General features: G+C 41.6%; 16 protein-coding genes. All 16 read right to left on the reverse strand.

Going from position 1 to position 20,107, the window contains the following annotated elements:
• Positions 1 to 169: 169 nt before the first annotated feature.
• The 16 genes from ACVPON_RS05250 to ACVPON_RS05325 all read right to left on the reverse strand — a co-directional run bounded on the left by ACVPON_RS05250 (position 170) and on the right by ACVPON_RS05325 (position 19,792).
• Positions 170 to 601, reverse strand: a complete 432-nt coding sequence (locus ACVPON_RS05250) for a hypothetical protein (RefSeq protein WP_462876861.1) — start codon at positions 599 to 601, stop codon at positions 170 to 172.
• Position 602: 1 nt separating this feature from the next.
• Complete coding sequence (locus ACVPON_RS05255) at positions 603 to 1,259, reverse strand: hypothetical protein (protein ID WP_462876863.1); 657 nt, start codon at positions 1,257 to 1,259, stop codon at positions 603 to 605.
• Positions 1,256 to 1,594, reverse strand: a complete 339-nt coding sequence (locus ACVPON_RS05260) for a WXG100 family type VII secretion target (protein ID WP_462876865.1) — start codon at positions 1,592 to 1,594, stop codon at positions 1,256 to 1,258. The genes ACVPON_RS05255 and ACVPON_RS05260 overlap by 4 nt, the downstream gene beginning before the upstream one ends.
• Positions 1,595 to 1,606: 12 nt before the next feature.
• Positions 1,607 to 2,002, reverse strand: coding sequence for a hypothetical protein (locus ACVPON_RS05265; RefSeq protein ID WP_462876867.1), 396 nt, complete (start codon positions 2,000 to 2,002; stop codon positions 1,607 to 1,609).
• A gap of 11 nt (positions 2,003 to 2,013) precedes the next feature.
• Positions 2,014 to 2,490, reverse strand: coding sequence for a hypothetical protein (locus ACVPON_RS05270; protein WP_462876869.1), 477 nt, complete (start codon positions 2,488 to 2,490; stop codon positions 2,014 to 2,016).
• On the reverse strand, positions 2,487 to 6,914 hold the full coding sequence (gene essC, locus ACVPON_RS05275; protein ID WP_462876872.1) for a type VII secretion protein EssC: 4,428 nt from the start codon (positions 6,912 to 6,914) through the stop codon (positions 2,487 to 2,489). The genes ACVPON_RS05270 and essC overlap by 4 nt, the downstream gene beginning before the upstream one ends.
• Before the next feature lie 3 nt (positions 6,915 to 6,917).
• On the reverse strand, positions 6,918 to 8,177 hold the full coding sequence (gene essB / locus ACVPON_RS05280) for a type VII secretion protein EssB (RefSeq protein WP_462876874.1): 1,260 nt from the start codon (positions 8,175 to 8,177) through the stop codon (positions 6,918 to 6,920).
• Entirely contained in the window at positions 8,174 to 8,419 is a 246-nt protein-coding gene (locus ACVPON_RS05285) for an EsaB/YukD family protein (protein WP_462876876.1), read from the reverse strand. The genes essB and ACVPON_RS05285 overlap by 4 nt, the downstream gene beginning before the upstream one ends.
• A 93-nt stretch (positions 8,420 to 8,512) precedes the next feature.
• Positions 8,513 to 8,980, reverse strand: a complete 468-nt coding sequence (locus tag ACVPON_RS05290) for a type VII secretion protein EssA (RefSeq protein ID WP_462876878.1) — start codon at positions 8,978 to 8,980, stop codon at positions 8,513 to 8,515.
• Entirely contained in the window at positions 8,977 to 12,063 is a 3,087-nt protein-coding gene (gene esaA, locus ACVPON_RS05295; protein WP_462876880.1) for a type VII secretion protein EsaA, read from the reverse strand. The genes ACVPON_RS05290 and esaA overlap by 4 nt, the downstream gene beginning before the upstream one ends.
• 75 nt (positions 12,064 to 12,138) lie before the next feature.
• Entirely contained in the window at positions 12,139 to 12,429 is a 291-nt protein-coding gene (locus ACVPON_RS05300; protein WP_462876882.1) for a WXG100 family type VII secretion target, read from the reverse strand.
• Between the two features lie 828 nt (positions 12,430 to 13,257).
• Positions 13,258 to 14,349 (reverse strand): L-ascorbate 6-phosphate lactonase, encoded by a 1,092-nt coding sequence (ulaG, locus tag ACVPON_RS05305; RefSeq protein WP_462876884.1) that lies wholly within the window; start codon positions 14,347 to 14,349, stop codon positions 13,258 to 13,260.
• A gap of 1,224 nt (positions 14,350 to 15,573) precedes the next feature.
• Positions 15,574 to 17,268, reverse strand: a complete 1,695-nt coding sequence (locus tag ACVPON_RS05310) for a BglG family transcription antiterminator (protein ID WP_462876886.1) — start codon at positions 17,266 to 17,268, stop codon at positions 15,574 to 15,576.
• A 274-nt stretch (positions 17,269 to 17,542) separates the two neighbouring features.
• Positions 17,543 to 18,259, reverse strand: a complete 717-nt coding sequence (locus ACVPON_RS05315; protein ID WP_462876888.1) for an L-ribulose-5-phosphate 4-epimerase — start codon at positions 18,257 to 18,259, stop codon at positions 17,543 to 17,545.
• Positions 18,260 to 19,123 (reverse strand): L-ribulose-5-phosphate 3-epimerase, encoded by an 864-nt coding sequence (locus ACVPON_RS05320; RefSeq protein ID WP_462876890.1) that lies wholly within the window; start codon positions 19,121 to 19,123, stop codon positions 18,260 to 18,262.
• Positions 19,124 to 19,126: 3 nt separating this feature from the next.
• Positions 19,127 to 19,792 carry a 3-keto-L-gulonate-6-phosphate decarboxylase UlaD gene (locus ACVPON_RS05325; RefSeq protein WP_462876893.1) on the reverse strand — a complete coding sequence of 222 codons (666 nt, stop codon included), beginning with the start codon at positions 19,790 to 19,792 and terminating at the stop codon, positions 19,127 to 19,129.
• Between the last annotated feature and the right edge of the window lie 315 nt (positions 19,793 to 20,107).

The following is a 20,107-nucleotide window of genomic DNA, read 5'->3' on the forward strand; positions in this document are numbered from 1 at the left end:
ACCTAAGCTGGCCTCTCCTTGAGCGACATACAAATAGTCTAGACCCTCTGACTGAACAGCCGCACCTGCCTCATCAATCTCCCTTAACATCCGCTCTACCAAACCTTTCTGGGTAGAAAGATAGGCCTGGGATTCAAAATCACGTTTATGACTATGATAAGTTGACATCTCAGTCCCCCTTTCCAGCAGATTGAAGTTTATAGGCTGTTTTGATTTCATCAAGTGCTTCTTGAGGATGACTTCGAATATAGTCTTTTGTTTCATTCGGTATCTCAGGATTGTTTAGATAGTAATCATTAGCTATCTGAACTGCTATCATTTTATCCACATCAATCATCTTGGAATAGGTATGTTCCACATGCGTATAGAGTACTTCGGCTAGGGTAACCAAATCCTGAGCTTTTAAAATATAGCGTATAAAACCGTCATTTCCTTCACCTAGATAGATATCCTTAAACGAACCGTTACCAGAGAGTTCCTTATAGGTCTTTACCGCATTTTCAATGCTCGCTGAGGCACTACCCGCTGCCACTAAAAGCTGAGTTGCATGGTGCATCATCATTTCCTGATCAGTTAAATCAATTGAAATCTTTTCTACCATATTACAACCTCACTTTCCCTTTTTTCATCAACATCGTCACCATATCTTGACTATCTATTGAACGACGTTCTTGTCGAGGAATACTGTACTCATATAAAATATCTTCAAGATCCATATAGACTACATCTTCTTGGACATTCCCATATTCCATGATGGTCAATCGGAGAGCATCGGAGTTTCCAAACTTCATCACTGTCCTAAAAGCAGAGTAAGGTTCCCAATCAAAGTGCATATAGTCTTTTACTTTATCATCCAAGTGATGTAAAATCTGATGACCTTCTTGAATATAGCCCCATAAAATAACACTGGTAATCCGATCTAAGAAGTAAGAACCATCATCTAAACGATGCAATACAACCGACATCCTCTTGTATTCATCCACTTCTGGTGCCACAAAATAAGTCTGATCAATACTATAATGATAGGAGGACTGATGGTAGTCCCTTAAATATTGACCAAATCGAACACAGTCTTCCGTCACGCTCTGATCAATGATTAAGCCCATATCCTGTAAATCTTGATACCCCTTCGAAATCGTTTTTCGAAGCAGGTCTTTTCGATTCAATCCGTCTTCAGATTCCAGGGGTAAAAAAGCGAGATCGTCACTATATTCATTATACATGTGTAAAAGGTAAAGTGCTTCTAAAGTAAACTTCATGCGTTATCAATCTCCTTTATCACCTTTGCATTTGCGATGCTCCCCAGTAACGTTTCTAGCCCTGTAGCCGTTTTTTTCAGTTCTTTGACACTCGACAAATAATCTTTTTGGTATTGGGTAATAAAAGATTTCAAATCCTCATACGTTGTCTTACTCTTGCCTTTCCAACTAGACTCATACTTTTCCATTGAATCCAGTTCACTACGAATCGTCTCTAAATGCTCTATCGTATTTTCTAGTTCAGAAATTAAGGCTCCTAATTGAGCATCGTTAAAGTCAATGGTATCGTTTGTATACTGTTCATCAATACTATTTATATCTGTATTCATCGCCATAAGCCAACCTCTCTACCATATCCATTCCCAAAAAGGCTTGCCATCATTGTACTCACTCTTCTGAGATGAAATTTGTTCATTAAGACTTGAAATTTCGGTTTTTAAGTCATCATACAAAGTCATAAAAGAACAATTTGCATCTTTGCAATAAGAGTAATATTCCTTCATCGTATCCTTATCCTCTTGTAATTTTGATCTAAAATTAGATAGATAAGCATAGCCTGGCTCACCATCCATAATCTCTATTAACTGCTCACAATGCTCTATGTACTCTTTTAGACTTGTCAAATCTTGTTTCGTACTTAAATGATTATTGGAAATAGCATCTCGGACACGTACATACTTTGCTTTTTCATACTCTAAATTCGATATACTCGTTCTCAATGCAGCATCTCTTGATGATGTCATCTCCTATCCTCCTATTCATTATGATCCTTTATGTTCAAACTTGGTGGAATGGTGCTTGATTCAGTTGTTGACGTCTTAATATCTGGCAAGTCTATCATTTTCACTTTTGGGTGAATCGCAGATAGGGCTTGCGTCAGTACAATCAATAGGACAATACATCCGAACCCGTAAGCCCCTAATTGACTAAGCATAAAACGAGAAGATAATAAACCTTTTTTAGAAGGGTAGGTCTTTAATTCTGGTTGCGCTAATTCAAGATAGGCTTTTCTATGAAAGGGCGGAACGAAAATTTTTATCCCCAATGCCAGATAGATAGTCATTCCAATAGACGTATACAGATGTGCACGTCCGCCTTTTAATACTAGGTAGAATCCCCCTGCCGCAAAAAGAATAGTGTAGATGCAGAATAAAATAGTAGCTACCCTTGATTCACTCCGAATCTGCAAATACTCCTCAAGTGTTAACGTCTTATCTTGTTTTTCTGTCATTCTATCTCTCCTCCTTTAGTAATTTTCAATTTAGTCTGTATATCCTTATAATGTAGGTAGATCTCATCATAGGCTAAATCAGCTTCTGCACCTGTTTGACTTCTAGTGAATACCGTTTGACTACCTAACTTCATCGAAATCAGAGCTATATCAACTTTCCCTTTTAGATAACGTGTAAGAGGAGAGCTTAGAGACATAAAGGCCTTGGTCACAGTATAAATCAAATGGAACCCAACTTTTTGCCCTTCTTCATACAACATTGCAAAGTCATTATCAGACAGAGCAGTTGCTGCAATAAAGCTTGCTAAGTCACCAAGGACGATATATTTATTTAAGTTCACCCTCTGGCGACGTGCCTGCATGACAGCCTCTTTCCATTCTGAAATCAAGCCATCATAGTCAGATTCACTATGGTAATACTCCCCAAATCGTACCCTTTCTTCCGAATATTCATCTAAGCTGTCAATAAATGTCACTTGGGACTTATCAATAGTTCCTGCCAATAGATTCAAACAGTGTTTGACAAGTATTCGTTTTGGAATCTCTTTTTCAACAAATAACATCACATGCTTTAGTCGCTCCAAAGGCAGTGAGACTGTCTGAACATGTTCAAACTCTATACCAATTGGAAGTAGATTTGCAGCAATTGCTTCCTTCGTATTCACCATGGACATAAATTGATGAGGGATAAGTTGATCCGGTACAACAGGGATTCCCGTTGGAAGTGTGCCTGTAAAGTATTGGTGCATTGCTTGTCTCTCTAATGTTAGATTTTCCAACACATTCACTTCATCCTCTCCAAGGGTCGGCAATGCCACTTGGAAAATTTCTGGCTGTTCGATATATACCAACCCTCGACCAGGAATATCTTCAATGGTCAGACTTGTTCGCCCAACAATTGTACGCGACTCCATATCATCATTCAATTTCAAGGACAACCGTTGTTTAATATTAGCAGATAGGGTCGCTCGAAGAGTCCCAAATCGAGCCGCTGTCATTGATAAATAAATCCCCAAGCTAGCTCCTTCTCGAGCCACAATTTGTAATAGATTATCAATGACCGATTCGGCTGGACTTCCTTTCAAACCGTCGTAGTTGTCTAAAATAAGCAAAATAGTGGGCAACTGTTGCTCCGACACTTGTCGATACATTTGAGCATTGGCAACAGACTGATGACTAAAGAGTTTCTTCCTATTTCGAATCTCCTCTAATATTAAGCGAGAAAGTTTTTGTAACTTTTCTATCTCATCTAATAGGATATAATCCGCTACATGTGGTACATTTTTAAGCGGCAATAAGCCATTTGTCCCAAAGTCCAAGAGGTAGAAATGCAGGTCTTCTGGTGTCAATTGTCGCGCTAAGTCCATCACTAAACTTTGTAAGAAAGTTGATTTCCCCATACCTGGACTGGAGAAGAGGGCGATATGCCCATCCTTTTCAAAGTCATGCTTCAAGACCTCTTGGCTCTGGCGACTTGGGATATCCACCATACCAAGTATCGCAACAAGATCACTCGACTGCCTCCACAGCTCCTTGAAACCTTGCGGACGGAGGTCTTGTAGAAAAATTTTCTTGGAAAGTGGTGGCAACCATGGTTGGGGCAGAGCCTTGATAGACAAGCGCTCGGTCAACTCTTTTATCTTGCTCACAAGGGCGTAAAGCTCACTTGGAACCTCCTTGATTGACTCCGCCTGATCCAGACCAGATAGGTCTTCATTTAAAATCTCATACTGGCCAAGATCGTTGATCGCATAGATTGTATGATCTTCAATCCCTTGCTCGTCCTTGTCCGGCTGGTAATCGGCTCCCGACCAAGCAGACTGGAAGAGTTCATAGACCTCATTGTTTCCCACTTGGAGGTAGCATCGACCAACCTGCGTAATCTCTGCCGCATCTGGTGTCTTAAGCATCTCCATGGAATCACTCCGATCTGCCACCTTCAAGGCTAGCTTAAAGCGGGAATTGGACCAGATCTGGTCATCGACCACACCCGACGGCTTCTGGGTCGCAAGGATAAGGTGAATTCCCAAGGAACGCCCGATACGAGCTGTTGAGACCAACTCCTTCATAAAGTCCGGTTGGTTGGTCTTGAGCTCTGCGAACTCATCGGATATCAAGAACAGATGGGGCATAGGCTCTAACACTTCGCCTAGCTTATACTTCTTCTGATACTGGTTGATATGGTTGACGTGATTCTCTGCAAACAAACGCTGCCTGCGCTTCAACTCCGCATTGATAGACACCAAGGCCCGCATGGACTGAGCCCCATCCAAGTTGGTAATGGTTCCAAGCAGGTGAGGCAGGTCCTTGAAGAGATTCGCCATACCCCCACCCTTATAGTCAATGAGCAGGAAAGCAACATCATGCGGATGAAAGTTGACCGCAAGGCTCAAAATATAAGACTGGATCACTTCTGACTTACCAGAACCGGTCGTCCCAGCCACCAATCCATGGGGACCATGAGCCTTCTCGTGCAAGTTCAGATAGACCACATCCTCCTTCCCACGAAGACCAAGCGGTACCGCCAAACTCTTATAAGGCGCATGGCTCTCCCAACGCTCCAGAACACCTAAATCCTCGAAGGTCTCTGCCCCGTACATCTCCATAAAGGTCACCATTTCTGGAATGGAGGACTTGAGATTCTGCAAGTGGTTGAGCGGAGCCAAGCGACGAACCAAGCACTCCTTATCATAGCCTACCGGGAAATGGTCAAGGGCAAAGTCAATTTCCCGCAACTGCCCTTCTTCCAGCACCAACTGACCGGTATTTCTATCCTTGATATTGATGATGGTCTTAATATTTTCAGATAGAGAAGACATCACATCCTGCACAAAAATCAAGCTACAGCCCAAATCCGTTGGATCCTCGGTAAAGAACTCCATAATCACATGGTCTAAAATCAATTTTTCGTCTGTGATAAAGACCACATAATGCGGGCTAAAAAGGGTAGACTCTCGATTGGCCTTCTCTTCTTTCTGTGCCTTACGCAACTTCAAGATCTGATTCAAGGAATTTAAGACCTGATCATGCGTCCGTTGGTTATAGACAAAGCCACGTACATTCAGATCCTGCAGGGTCGCATGGGGTAAGAAGCGCATCCAATCCCACTCTGCTTTTTCTTCCTCGGGCATAATGGTAATCATTTGCACATCATGATAAGAATGAAACAGGGCAATTTGGTTGACCAAGAGCTGGAGTTGTTCAATCACTAAGGCACGAGGACCGATATAGCCCACAGGACCATGCGAGAGATTGGCTACAATCGGCATATCTGACAAGGTCTTATGACGCTCATAAAGGCGGAAGCCCTCCAACTCAAGCGGATCGCGCTTTCCTGAACGCTCGGTCTGCGCATAGTTCAGGTCATAACTGACCGGAACATTGCCCAAGCCTAGACGATAATAGAGGAAGTCAAAGTGCAAGGGAGTCTTTTCATAGATTCGGTGGTCATAGCTTTCTGCCAAGTCTACCAAGGTTTCAATGGAGGGATAGTGGTAGAGCTGCCCATCCTTTTGAACCTTGGATAGTCTCGCCAGCTCCTTAGCCTTATCCGCCAGATAGTCATGGTAGAGATGTTTGCGATCGCTCAGCTCTTTTTGATACTCTTTGCGCCCCTTGAAATAACTCGAAATAGAGATTCCCGTCGTCACAAAAGACATACCAATCGTCGCAAGAACATAGAGCCCTCGAGGCTGAAAAATCATAATGACGAAGGTGATGCCCACCATCATAAGAGGGGGTAGAATCAACTTAAGCAAGCCATCTGCCGGTTTAGAAGGGGCAGACGACGGCGCATTGATTGCAATTCGCTCCTCCGAACTCCGATAAATGATTCGTGGAGAACGATGATAATCTGGGTAATCCTCATAAAAAGCATACTGCGAGGACGACTTCCGTACCAATTCCGGACTGATACCAACTGGTCCTTGGACGACAATCTCATTCGTATAGAACTTGAAAAAACTTCCTTCAAAGGTTAACTCATCTCCAAGCTCCAAGTCCACTTCCTCCTCTTCTAGGAGGCGATTATTGAGATAGACATCCCCCTCCAAACGGTGAAGCTTCCATGAACGTTCTGTCCGTTTGAGTAGAAGACGACAGATACCTTCTCCCACCACAAAGCTATTGCCAGGGTGAGAGCCAATGGTCAACTCTTGCTTGTCCAAAGGATCAAGAATCGTCTGCTCTTCAGAAAGGATATACAGTTTCCCACCAGCTAGTCTAAGACCGGATTCCACCTGTCCTTCGCTATCTAGATAACGATAAACAATCCCTTGAGATTCTAGTCGCAGCACTAAGGCTCCATCCATATTTCCTATAAAGATCTGAGCCTTGTCTGACTTGTCTAAAATGATCTCCTTTCCCGAGATAAAATTGACAAGATAACGGTAGCCACCCTTATAAAATACTACTGTCTGTTCCATGGCTTATTCCTCACTTGAACGCGACCGAGCTGTCGATGCTGATGTTGATGAAGTGGTCTTAGCCTCTGAAGAAGAGCTACCAGCCTCCTCATTAGTCGCATCATTTAGAATAGTTGTCCTTGTATCCCAATATTTTTGATATTCAGATTTCAATTCTTCCAGTCTCGTTTCTCGCTCCTCTCCAGAAAGGCTCGTATCCTCACGAATCTGCTCCATTTGCTGGTAAAGAGCATACAAAATCAAATCCGAATCATCCAAGCGCTTTGCCAAATCCAGAGCCTCTTGGCTATTTCCTCGACCAATCTCTATCCAATAATCCAAATACTGCTCATCAGACTTCAGAGTGACATTGTTTAAAATAACAGAGCGCTGTTCACCATTTAGATCCAAGCCTTGAATATAGGCATAAGCCAGGGTGTACTTTTGGGTATAAGGCAAACTGGACAAGGACACGCGCTCCAACTCACTGATCACTCCTGGATAATCCACCTTGATAAAGGCGGTGTCAGCGTCAAGCATTTTTTCCTTAAAGGGATTGTGGAGAAAGATGAGGTAGATCAATGGGAGCAAGAGCAAACTTGCCACGGCAGATAACCAGATGGTCGCATATCGATAAAAGCGGTGTTTCGCACGAGATACCCGTGTCAGGGTTGCGTCTTCTTCCTCTCGTTTATCGCAGAAAAAGCCCTGCAGTAACTGCTCCAAGTCATCCATAGAGTGGGCATTTCGGATACTTACCAAAAATTCCGGTACTGGTACCACCTCTAGCGAACCATTGTATAAATCCATGAAGTCAAAGTCTGTGAACAAAGCAAGGATATAGGACTTAAGCTGTTTGAGTACCTCCTCTTCATTCAACTGCTGAGGCACCATCATTTCAGGAATAGCCCGATAAGCCAACTTAGCCCGTCCATCTTTGGTCACAAAGACATTTGTCGGATGCAAAAAGAAGGTAATTGGAAGTCTGAGAGCACCTCTTAACTCCAACATATTTAGGGATAGACGGAATTTTTCAGACATCTCTTTTTTCTTGAGCGCTTCAAAAGATTGACCAAAAGGTTCTAGGTGATAGGTAAAATGTACCGTATCCTCATCAAAGGACATTTCTTGTCTTAAAAACATCGGATGGTGCAGATCCAGCAACATCAGCTCCGACAAATCCTGACTGGCTACATCTGAGCGTTTCACATCCAATTGCCAAGTTTCCTCTCCTTTATAGAAGCGGAACACCTGACCATCAAATTCAAATCCTTCTTCTTTCACCCTCTTACCTCCATCATTTTGACAATATCTCCCGTAGTCACTGGATAATCTACCAAGAATTTCCCTTCATCCAGAATAAGCCCTTTATTGACAACATGAAGCTGGTATTTTGCCCGCTCTTGGCTTTCTCCGAAAATACCGTCCAACTCTTTGATTAGCTTTCTCACTTCAATTCGGACTGGTATACGCACATCTCTCACTTTTCCCTTATAATGCAGGGTAATATTGATATGAGTTGCCATCTTATCTCCCTCATTTTTCCATCATACTCACTAAAAATCAAAGGCAAACGCTGATGAGGTTTGAATTTTGTTTTTGAAGAGTATCACTATTTTCTAATATGGATCTTCTATCTCTTTCTTACTGACTAAGTAAGTTGCCAAACTCGCCACGGTTAGGATACCTACAACCAACATCGTAAACAAGAATCCAGACAAAAACCCAGTTGGACTTCCGTTGGAAATGCCATCCACTTTCGTAGTCCTATTCTTATGGCTGTTATTAGTAAACAAGGTTCCTACCTGTAAAATATCTGTGCTAGGTTTTTCTCCAACTTGAAACAAACTAGCTTGTTGAGCTTGGAGCAAGGAACGCTCTGCCTCCTTGCCCATCACCAAATCCTCTTGCTCCTTGGCACGAAAGAGGAATTGGATCAGCTGATCCTGACTTCCTAGCTTCAACTCTGCTTCTTGTTCGATACGTGAACTGTCAATGTATAAATTTGCATCTCCTAGCTCTGTCGCACCCACTAGCTGCGGTAAGAATAGGAGCACATAAGCAGGAAACATCAATCTCTTTTTCATTGCTCCCTCTTCTTCAATAGCTTTTCTTTATCCACAAAGGCATTTAACAAGGAGAGACCCACACCTAACACAAGACTGGTGACAAGCATTGTCAATCCTGCTGCTTCTCCATCAAAATATCCAGATAAGCTACTTTCTAAAACAGATAAGGGATTCATAGCCTTCAGAGCTGCAGGTAAGCCTGTTAAACTAGCAGTGGTTCCAATAGCATTCGATAGATAGATGAAACTAATGACCATGAAGAAACTCAAGCCCATACCAAGCCCCCGTGCATTTTTAATCAACAAATATTGACCTTGAACCAGTAGGAGACTAAAGAGGGCAAGCATCAAGACCCAAGTGGGAATCAACTCGCTATCAATCGCTAATTGTTGACTAGAGACCATGCCAATTAGGGTTCCCATAGCAATCGCCAACAGACTCAGAATAAGCACGGTCACCAAGTCCGTATCTTCTAATTTGTTTACCTTAAACTGATCTTTTACAGCTTTTATCACACGGTGAGTCCCAAAAATATAGGCGGTGAAGAGTGCAACCATTTCAAGTAGCAAAATCCAAGTGAAGGGTCGATAGGTATTAACTGTTGCCCGTACAGACGAAGCTGACTCTGTCAAAGGAGAAGAAAGGAAATCCAATAAGACCTCATTTGGTACACCATTTTCATAGGCATTGCTCAATACAGAAGTGAAAGTTGCAACAAAGGTTCCATTTTCTGATAACTCATCTTCAAAACGCTTCATCAAAGCGGTTGCTTCTAAGGAAAGTTGCTCCCCACTAGCTTGAGCTGACTGGATATCTTTACTAAAGTTAGCAAAAATACGATTCACATTTGTCGCTTCTTCCACGTTTTGAGTAGATAGGCTTTTTACATTATCTGTGATGGTGAGTGAGGCATCTAATTCTCTTGCTAGAGCTGTCAAGTCAGCATCTACCCCTCCTTGAAAGGCTACCTGCTTCTCTTGTCCTTCAGTGATTGCTTGAGCACGATTCCTAAACGCCTCCAAGAACGCCAACTGATCCGAAATTTGGCGCGTTAAGTCTTGGTTCGTAGTCGTAATCTGGAGCAACTGTTCTTTCAGCGGACCTTTCTTAGCCTCTAAGGCTGTCAAGTTATCCTTCAATAATTTTTCTTGGGAAATAGCATCCGTATAGGACTTCAAGTTCGCTGTCATAGTGCTTGTTAGCAAGGACTTCAACAGTGATTTTGCATCCTGTTTAAAGAAAGCATTTGACAAGCTATCTCGCTTATTCGTTTCTACATCTACCACTGGATAAAAAGCATTGATCAGGGCCGTTGCCCTTTGATAATTGGTCACAACTTCCTGAACTTTTGCTGCGTAAGCAGCCTCTGCCTTACGATACTCTTCTTGTTCCTTACGATAAGCTGACCAGTCAACATGGACTGCTGTCACCTCACTATTGTTGATTTTTACACCTACCGTGGCTAGCTCAGTGGAAGATGTTGTTGCTGGAGGAAGCAAATCTGTTGCCTCCCCGACAACAGTCGTAACAGTCGTCATCTCCTTATTATAAGCTAATTCCACCGACAAAGTGTTTTCCTTTTGTAGGTCGGCAGTGATACTCCTATCTGTATAAGACTGCCCATTCAATGTCCACGATTGCAATTGAAAATCTTCTGGAATCTCAAGCGTGACAGTCGCTTTTGTCGTGTTGTTTGGTACTTGAAAATTCGTATCAGCTTGAATATAAGAATTCAGTTGAGCAGACAACTGCTCTAACTCCGAAAGAACGGTTGAGTTAACAGGAATTTCACCAAAAGTTGCCGTCGCAAAAGCTGTATCAAATTGAATCCCACTTGTTGTAGTTGGATTTAATTTATTTAAGTAGTCGGCTAAGTTGGGTTCTGTGGGATCAAGGCTCGGTAGAGTAGCCAGTTGTGCTTGAATCAGCTGATCCAAATCAGCCTGATACTTCGCCAGTGAAATCGGTAAGTCCGTACTCTTATTCAAGACTGTCTCGATGGTAACTGAATTTGTGACACCATAATAGGTTTCGAGGTATTTATCAGCAAATTCGTCAATGTCTGCTTCGTGTTTCGCCAATTGCGCTTCCTCAGCTACAAGCGCCTCCTGTATATCTGTAATATTTTGCTCCAAATCACGAATTAGCTGCGCATAGCCATTACCAGACACTTTCGGGTTCTCACTTGTTGTTCCGATTAGAGCAGTCAAAGCGTCTTGAGTTGACTTTAGTGTAGTAAACAATTGAGTGGTTTCCGTACTTAAAACAGATCCATTCATCGCCAAAAGACTTGCCGTAAACTCTTCTTGAGAAATCTTTCCTTGATTTCGCTGCTCAAGCAAGGCTCCGAGATTGCTTTTCAGACCCGTTTGCGCTGTATTCAGATTTTCATAAATAGCAACATTTCCTGTTAGGGCCGCCTTTAAGCCATCATTTGCCGACAGGCTAGCATCAGCTGTTGTTACCAAATTCGGAAAGAGGCTTTTAAAATCAACCGCTGTCTGGTAGATATTTCCCCGAAAAGTCTCTACATTTGTCACTTTCGTATCTGAAAGTGCCTGTACATTTCGTTGCGCCTGATAGAGGTTTCCCAAGATACTAGCCATGTACATATCAACCAATTGACTTTGTAAATCTGCTATGATGTTTTTCGCAACCTTTAGGGCTTCATTTTCAACTTGAAGATTTCCATTCGCATTCACCTTGTAGGTAATCGTCGCCTTATCCACATTGGTATGATTGATCTCTAAAATCTTGGTTGAAAAATCGCTTGGAATTGTCAGAACTAATTGATAGTTTCCTTCTTTCAAACCCTTATCAGCCGTACCGCGACTAACTGTAGACCAGTTATGATCTGTATTGCGCTCAATGTTCTTGACATAACTGGCACCAAGATTGTAGTTCACCCCATTAGCCGTAATGGTATTGTCTTCATTTACAATTGCAATATTTAATTTTACGTTCCGTTCTTTTGCTTGCCGTTCCTGATTTGAAACACTTGTATTTCGTTGGACTGCAATATTGAATCCTATGACAGATACCAATAACAATAGAACCAGCAAGATATTTTTTCCGTATTTCACTATACGATTTTTGTCCATCTCTCCGTAGCTCCCCCTTATATTACAAAAAATAGGAAGGCAGCTGCCCTCCTAGAATTTGAACATCGTCAAACCTTAACCATTGATTTGCGCTGCAATGTCTGCATCCGTTTGCTCAATAATATCAGCAACTTTATTCAATTGTGCATTGATGTCACGAAGCAGCTCAGAAAATTCAACAATTTTTGGTTTGAGAGCTTCAAATTGTGCATCAAAACTATCGAAAGCACTACCTTCCCAGTTTTCACGAATCACTGACTGCTCATTTGACAAACTTGATAAAATAGCGTCAATATTTTCTGAGCCTTCAGTATAACGAAGAGCTGATGAGCGAAGCTCATCTGGTGTTAATTTAATACGTGACATAAACATTCTCCTTTTATTTTTATTTACTTTTTTATTATAACTATTTTTCCATAGTTTGTCAAATTATTTCCTAAAAATTTTTTATTTAAGATACGCGAGCATTTGACACGACTTTCACTCGTTTTATTTCCAACCTTTAACAAGCTATCCTTATACTGTTAAAGCTCAAAGTGTCCCATGAGAAGAAACTCTCCACTGGATAGTTTCTTCCGTATCCGTAAAGTGAACAGACTTCACAATGCCTACAAAAAATAGCAAATCTGACGAGTGAAAAGCTCTAGTAGCATGTTTCAGCCTATCCCTAAAGGGCTTCTATCCACAAGATACAAAGTTCGTTTATCCCATCAGGTATCCACTAACAACAGGCTATCCTTATACTCAATAAAAATCAAAAGTAGACTAGCTTTCACAATGAAGAATTGTGAAAGCTTGGAAATGAGAGTAGCACCGCTCATTTCCTTATAATCGAAGCCGAAGGTAGAACGAGCCTTCACCAAGGCAAGGTGACGAAGTATCCTGTTGATTTTTAAAGAGTAGTAGACTGAAATGAATAGTCTAAAAGGCGTAAAATCAGCGTTTTTGACAACACCATTTCATGCCTTTTTTCTATATTCTAGAATTTTTCCCCAATCTCAATTTACAAAAAAGAAGGGAACTTCCCCCTTCTTGTCATTGCTAGTTAGAACCTGTGCCACACACGGATACCTTGATTCTGATGGTTTTCTCGCTCATCTAGGAGTTTGACTGCATGTTAAAAAATGAATGATGAGGGCGAAAACACAATACTAGATATCAGCCATACTGTGGATACAGATTTAGAACACTCTCTTATAGCAAGGCCTTGAATTGGATATTTGAATCTTCTAAGAAGCAATCATCAAATCCACGTGGGTGATGGTATTCAATCCGATCTTGATCCATTGGGTAAGTGTATTTACCACCAACTTCCCAGATGAATGGATGGAATTGGTATTGTAGACGTTCTTTTCTCATCTTCCACAACTCTAGAATTTCATCCGTTGAAGCCATGAAGTTTGACCAAATATCGTAGTGTACTGGGATAATGACCTTAGCACGAAGATTTTCAGCCATACGAAGAAGATCAATAGAAGTCATCTTGTCTTGGATACCAAGTGGGTTTTCACCATAGTTATTCAAAGCAACATCAATCTTGAAGTCACGACCATGTTTTGCAAAGTAGTTTGAGAAATGTGAATCTGCACCGTGGTATACTGTTCCACCTGGTGTTTCAAAGACATAGTTTACAGCCTTACGCGCCATTTCCTCATCTGTAACCGCAAGTCCTGCTAATTCACCGTCTTGAGCATCTGCTCCTTCTACTGGGAGGGTGACCAAGCAAGTACGGTCAAACGATTCTACCGCATGAACTGTCATGTCCTTGATTTCAAAGCTGTCCCCTGGTTTTACAATGATAATACGCTCTTCTGGAACACCCCACTTCTTCCAGATTTCTCCACATTCGTAAGGTCCGACAAATTTCACATGATCCAATTTGGGATTGTTGACAATCGCTGCTGCTGTATTGATGTCAATGTGGTCACTATGGAAGTGAGACACAAGATAATAATCCAATTCATTGATTGCAAATGGATCAATGACCATTGGCTGAACACGCAAGTTTGGTTGGAGTTTACGAACCCCTGCCATATTTGCCATTTGGTGTCCACGCACCATATCTTTTACTTTTTTAGTGGATTTTCCACGCGCTGACCAAAGGTCCATCACGATATTTGCTCCACCTGGTGTCTTGAGCCAAATACCACAATTCCCTAACCACCACATAGAGAAGTTTCCTTCTGGAACCACTTCTTCTTCGATTTCCTCGTTGAGCCATGTTCCCCATTCTGGGAATGTACTCAAAATCCATGATTCTCTTGTGATGTCATTCACTTTTGCCATAATCGTTCCTCCTGATAGCTTATGTATGACCTTAGTATAACGCTTTCATTTACGCATAAAAAGACCAAATAAAACACAGGCTTGTGTTCACGTTTGGACTGTCATAAGATACGAGGGCGTTAAGAAAGCGAATGAAAAATAGGAAGTTCTTCGCAGAAGCTAGAGCTTCTAGAAGAAGTTATCTTTTTTCCGAGCTTTTAGCCCGAGTTCAATTAAATAAGATACGAGAGCGTTTGACACGAGTTTCACTCGTTTTATTTCCAACCTTCACCAGTCTGAAAGAGACTGGTGAAGCAACTCCTAGAAAAAATAGACAATCGAAGCAGGTTGGCTTGCAACCAATGAGATTTAACCTCGCTTTCCAGTTTCTAGGCTCGGGTAAAACGAATCCACTGGATTCGTTTTATTGACAGTGAGTTGTAGCTCGAGTTCAATTAAATAAGATACGAGGGCGTTAAGAAAGCGAATGAAAAATAGGCGGTCAAACAGAAGTTGCTTGCAACTTCGTCGTGAGACCCCGGCGAAGATAGCTAGGCTAGTCACAAATGAAATGCAGTGAATAGTCAGCTAGCTACCGCCAATAAAATAAGCTATGTCTCTTATTCATTGTTTATCTTTTTTCCGAGCTTTTAGCCCGAGTTCAATTAAGATGTGAGGACGTTAAAAAAATGGAAAGAAAAATAGGGAATCGGAGAAGATGACACCAGTCATCAATACGATTCATCTTTTTTCTACCATTTTTAGTCCGAATTCAGTTAAATAAGATACAAAGGGCGTTAAGAAAGCGAATGCACCCAAAGGACATCCGTATCTGTAAAGCAGGCACAGCCTGCAACAGCTACGGTAAAAATAGGAAATACGACGAGTGAAAACCTCCAGTGGAGGTTTTCAGCCTACTTCCTAAAGTAGAACATTTGCATTTCCTTTTTGCACAGCTCGTCGCCCGAGTTCAATTAAGATGTGAGGTCGTTAAAAAAATGGAAAGAAAAATAGGGAATCGGAGAAGATGACACCAGTCATCAATACGATTCATCTTTTTTCTACCATTTTTAGTCCGAACTCAATTAAACAAGATGTGAGAGCGTTTGACACGAGTTTCACTCATTTTATTTCCAAATTAAGATACAAAAGGCGTATAAAAAGCAATTGAAAAATTTGTTTCAATCTACTATAAAATAAGATCAACCTAAAAAAGCTGGACCTTCCGTCCAGTTCTACACAATGTTAATATAAATCTTTTAGCCCGCCATTTTCGACAGTTGCCAGAAAGAAATCGCTCTGAAATAGTGCTTGGATCTTATCAGCAGCTTCTCTCACCTCTTCTTCTTTTGAGATGTAGCGCGAAAGCAGTCGATAGAGCTGAGGTTGAATTTGCTTAGCACTGTCTTTCATCGTATGATAGGTTAAAAAATAACTCAACTTCATCACATCTTCATACGTTAAGACAGGACTAACCTGCAAGATAGGACAGGACGCCCTCAGATTATCACTGGTGGAAATCAACAAATCCACCTCTAAAATATCTTCTACACTATGAAATTGCTCTGTTGTAAAAACAGCCTGGATACTATCTGTTGGTAGATACACTTGACACTGCTTATACAATAGTTTTTGAACACCTACCCCCTCATCACAGACCAAATAAATATTCCGAAAAGCTTTGCCATTGATTGGTCTGCGCCTTAGTGCACCCCCAATGTGAATAGTAAAATAAGCTATATCGTCATCGTTCATCTGGATCATCCACTCTACTTCTAACGTATAAGAGGCAACCATTTTAACCGTGGTAAACAAGTCCTTATATTTTTGTTTAATCTGACTTGTCAAAGGATTTTTAGACAAAATACCGTAGGTCTTCCGAAATAACAGGGCCTTAGCATGCATGACTAAATTGCGCATCAGAGTTTCACGATTGTCAATTTCAAAAGCTGAACAACGTAAAAACTCATCAACAAAACGCTCTAAGACCTCTTTCATCTCTGCAAAGTCCTGACTATTTGTATGGATATCTTTATCTTTTCGGTAAGACAACAAAAGCATCGCAATCAAGGAAATCTCAATCTCATCAAGTGCCAACTCAAAGCGTTCGAAAAGAGAGACCGCCAAATTCTGAGCTGCTTTATACTCAATCCGTTTATGAATTAAGGTAAATTCTCGTTGAATTTCCGCTTGTTCGACAGATTTTAAGGTCATATTGCGATAGCTAAGAAGGAGATAGGGCAAAACCTTTAACATAAACTCAATCTCATAATGATTGATTTTTTTACCCAAATCAACTTCTAGCTGATTGACTTGTTCTGCCAAAAAGGCAACAATGTCCCAACTAAATAAGAGGGCACATCCTTCAAAGCAAGGTACCTTTTTGTTCAGGATGGTTAAAAAGCCCTCATTAGGATTTGAAAATACATCATAAAGCAACGAGTGCATATATTGGATTTTATTGAGGGGATGACACTTGAAAAAATACCCTTCTGATTTTGTTGCATAGAGGTAGACCTTGAATTGCTCCGTCGTGAGTTGCGCTCGAATCTCACTCAAATCATTCAAAACAGTATTGCGGGAAACATCCGTTAAATCCATGAGTTTTTCAATCGTTACACGTTCAGAAGTAATGGCAATGTAGATGGTCATGAGCTGGATTCGCTCCTCCATACTCATCACATAGCTGTAGGAGTCCACACTGTCTAATAGGACTTGGCAGGCCTCCTTTTGAGCCTCCGACAATAGAATCCCTACTCTTGGAAGACTAACAATGGGCTCTATCTCATCAGGAAGAGAATCGTTAATCTTCTCAAGATGATAATAGATTTTTCGTCTAGACTGACCCATTACCCGTGAAATATTCATAACCGTTTCTGGATTTGTCAATCGCATTAAATAGGTCAGCAATTCATAGCTACTCTTATCTAGTAAAACCACTTTGTTCATCTCCTTTTTGTTCTATAAATAGTATACCACTTTTGAGGGTAAAACTAAGGAGAGGGAATTTAGAACCTGTATTCACAGTTCAGCACTTCTATCTAAGGATCGTTTTTAAGCTCCTCATCGGTCGTTTTTTGCAAAATACAGTCAGTATTTCCTCAAAAACTGCCTGGATGAGTTAAAAAACAATCTCTTCCATAAAAGCACTTTACTTGTGAATACAGGTTCTACACTTGTCTTTGATCACTCTCTTTTATATCCAAACCAAGTCTTAGTGCGCATCACCCTTCTGGCCATAATAGGCATTCGGACCGTGCTTGCGGAGGTAATGTTTATCCATGATGTACTTAGGAGCAGGCTCTACGCGCGGATTGATTTGCTCAGTGAAACGGTTCATCTTTGCGACTTCTTCAAGTACAACAGAATGGTAAACCGCCTGCGCAGGGTCTTTCCCCCAAGTAAATGGTCCATGATTGCGTACAACAATTCCTGGAACTGCAACAGGATCAATGCCACGTTCTGCAAAGGTTTCAATAATGACGCTACCTGTTTCTTTCTCATAGGCCGTATTCACTTCATCAGCTGTGAGCGAACGCGCACAAGGAACTGGTCCATAGAAATAATCGGCATGAGTTGTTCCGTAAAATGGAATATCACGTCCAGCCTGTGCCCAACCAACTGCCTCTGTCGAGTGGGTGTGGACAACAGCACCGATTTCTGGCCAGGCCTTGTAAAGTGCTACATGGGTCGCAAGGTCAGATGATGGATTGAGTTCCCCTTCAACAACATTTCCATCCAAATCCGTCACAACCATGTTCTCTGGACTAAGTTTGTCATAATCTACACCAGATGGTTTAATAACAATCCGCCCCAATTCACGACAGACCTCGGAAACATTCCCCCAAGTGAATTTAACCAACCCATGTTCAGGTAGGGCTACATTAGCCTCATAGACCCGCTTACGCATTTCTTCTAATGATTTTGGCATTTAGTTCAACCCCGCTTTCTCAATCAATGGGTAAAGGAAGGCCTGAGCTTCTTTGATAGCCGCCCGTGTCTCCTCTACAGTTTCACAATTTTCAGACCACATTTCAATCAAAAATGGACCTTGATAATTGGTTTTCTTTAAAATAGCAAACGTATCTTCCCAATCAACGCACCCTTGCCCAAAAGGTACATCACGGAATTGCCCCTTAGATGTCTCCGTTACAGCATAGGTATCTTTCAAATGAAGAGCTGCAATTGCTTGATGACCAATGACAAATTCGCTATATAAGTCATTGTGCCAAGCAGAGAGATTGCCCGTATCTGGATAGACAAAAAGATAAGGTGAGTTGATTTCATGTGCAACTGCCAAGTATTTCTCAATACTATTGATGAACGGATCATCCATTATTTCAATAGCAAGCATCACCTGAGCTTGTTCTGCCCAATCACATGCCTTGCGTAAATTATTCAAGAAACGTTCACGAGTTGCTGGTGATTTTTCTTCGTAATAAACATCATAACCTGCCAGTTGAATGACGCGCACTCCCAAATCCTGTGCCAACTCTATACATTTTTGCATCGTTTCAAGCGACTTCGCTTCAAGAGCAGGATCATTTGACCCCAGTGGATAACGACGGTGACCAGAAAAACAAATAGTTGGAATGCGAACCCCTGTTTGGTAAATTGCCTTGACAATCTCCAAGCGTTCTTCCTTGGTCCAATCAAGTCGCGCCAACCGATCATCGCTTTCATCTACCGACATTTCCACAAAGTCAAAGCCCAGTTCTTTTGCAAACTCCAAACGCTCTAACCATGTAAAGTGCTTAGGCGTTGCTTTTTCATAAATTCCAATCGGTCTAGCCATGGCCTACCCCCAAATACGGCGGATTTCATCCTTGAAGGCACGCGCTGCTGCAGCTGGATCTTCTGCTTCTGTAATTCCACGACCAGCAATGAAAGTAAAGACATCCACTCCTTCAAAGAGTTTCAAGGTATCAATATCAAGCCCACCAGTAACAGACACACGGAAGCCCATGTCAATCAATTTTTTCACCTTATTGAGGTCTTTTTCACCCCATGTTTCACCTGCAAGAAGTGCGTCACGAGATTGGTGATAAATGGCTTGAGAAATCCCTGCATCTAGCCACATTTGAGCATGCTCATAGGTCCAATCTCCGTAGAGCTCTACCTGAATTTCTCCCTTGTCACCACGGATTTCTTGGATAGCTTTCAAGGCTGCTTTCATAGTAGGAATCGTCGCTGAACAAATACAAGTCATCCAGTCTGCACCACGCACTGCATTATTTTTCGCAACTGTACCACCAGCATCTGCACACTTCGTATCAGCTACGATGATTTTATCAGGAAAGAGACTGCGAAGCACCTCTACCAACTCACTCCCAACCTGAAGTAAGCAAACAGTTCCTGCTTCAATCACATCAACCTCATGACCGACGGATACCGCAGCCTTAACCGCTCCCTGCAAATCTGAATGATCAAGGGCAACCTGTAAATTTGGAATATGTTTTGTCATACTAACTCTCTTTTCTAAACAAAAATATAAGGGTGTTTGGCAACTCCTAGACAATCTAGACAATCGAAGCAGGTTGACTTGCAACCAATGAGATTTAACCTCGCTTTCCAGTTTCTAGGCTCGGGTAAAACGAATCCACTGGATTCGTTTTATTGGCAGTGAGTTGTAGCCCAAACTCAAGATACAAAGCCCGTTAAGAACTCAAAGTAAAAATAGGAAACTTTGCGAGGACGCTTGTGTCTAGCAAAAGTTTATCTTTTTTACACAGAGTTTAGGGCGTGTTCAATTAACTCAAGATACAAAGCCCGTTAAGAA

Source organism: Streptococcus sp. 1F3 (assembly GCF_054968985.1).